The following is a 1164-nucleotide window of genomic DNA, read 5'->3' as shown; positions in this document are numbered from 1 at the left end:
CGAAATTTGTATATAGTAGTCTCTGGCTGTTTGTTTAAGCAACTTCCGAACAGGTTTGTTAATTACCTCAATTTCCTTCTTAGGCCATTGCAGGCTTCTCCATCGAATTATTCGGTAGCGGAGTCATCTTGACTAATTTGCTTTCGTCGCAACCAGCTTTTATGGTCTGCTATAATCCGACATTCTTTCGTTTGTCAAACCGACCATCTCCATTCAGGGTTTATCGACCCTGGCTATTGGTTAGATAGCGCGAAATTTAGGCATCTTTGGCGCCCATATAATAAATACAATAATTCAGTTGTATCAAAAATCTTTATATAATGTAGGTTTAATTTGAAAATATTGATAATTATTTAACATTCGCGAAATAGGACATTTTTGATGAATAAAGTTCATAATATCTTGTGTTTCAGCGATCGATAAATCTTTAATACCGCACACTAAAATAATATCAAAATAAAATCCTTTTTCATCAATACAACTATGACACAAAATTTTTATTTTAAAATCAGAATGATTTAAATATTTACGTGCAGTTTTATAAAAACACATTAATAAAGATAAACAAAATAATTCTTTAGGATTACTAATTTCCGAACTATTTGCAAATGCGGAATTAAGCTTTGTTTTTAAGCCTTTATAAATAATCCCTATATCTTGTAATTTAGGTTCATAATAAGCTATAATTTCTATTTGATTTTTCATTTTTAGACATACCTTTAAATTTTAATAATAATTAAAAATATATTTAATTAATTTCTAAATATATTTGTTTTAATTTATTATTTTTTATAACTAAATTAAAAATATTCTTATTTAATAAATAAATTCCATGTTCTGAATTAACTTCATCATCTTTTATTTTAATTAAGATATTTAAATTTAAAAATTTTTTAGTAATTGAAGATTGATTAGTTAAGGGAAAAGTTTGATTTCTATTTTTCATAAAGGTTTTTAAAACTTCTTGTTCTAAAGTATCACAATTTAATAAATAATGTTCGATTTTATAATTAAAATTAAATCGATATATTAATACGGATAGATTAATTGCGTTTTATGCAGCGATTTATATTTGCTGTTTTATTTACAATCAGCCCCCGTCCAAACCGGACAAGCAAGTTTCCCAGCATCCGGCTTTCCCTAATTTACTCTCTCTCAAGAACT

2 protein-coding genes are annotated in these 1164 nt (G+C 26.6%); both read right to left on the bottom strand.

Annotation, left to right across the window (positions count from 1 at the left end; genetic code table 11):
• Nucleotides 1-303: 303 nt before the first annotated feature.
• A complete protein-coding gene (locus OC698_RS03150) occupies nucleotides 304-705 on the bottom strand; it encodes an OsmC family protein (RefSeq protein WP_304513232.1) in 402 nt (133 codons plus the stop codon).
• A 43-nt stretch (nucleotides 706-748) separates the two neighbouring features.
• Entirely contained in the window at nucleotides 749-946 is a 198-nt protein-coding gene (locus OC698_RS03145; RefSeq protein WP_143325112.1) for a hypothetical protein, read from the bottom strand.
• Nucleotides 947-1164: the final 218 nt, after the last annotated feature.

Origin of the sequence: Candidatus Phytoplasma gossypii (assembly GCF_030586975.1) — a bacterium.
GTDB classification, from domain to species: Bacteria; Bacillota_I; Bacilli_A; order Acholeplasmatales; family Acholeplasmataceae; genus Phytoplasma; species Phytoplasma citri.
The sequence above is the reverse complement of the archived record's forward strand: the minus strand, read 5'-3'. Positions and strand labels throughout refer to the sequence as shown.

Excerpts from the sequence above, each read along its gene's own strand:
- OC698_RS03145 (WP_143325112.1), bottom strand. The coding sequence starts at position 946 with ATGAAAAATAGAAATCAAACTTTTCCCTTAACTAATCAATCTTCAATT.
- OC698_RS03150 (WP_304513232.1), bottom strand. The coding sequence starts at position 705 with ATGAAAAATCAAATAGAAATTATAGCTTATTATGAACCTAAATTACAA.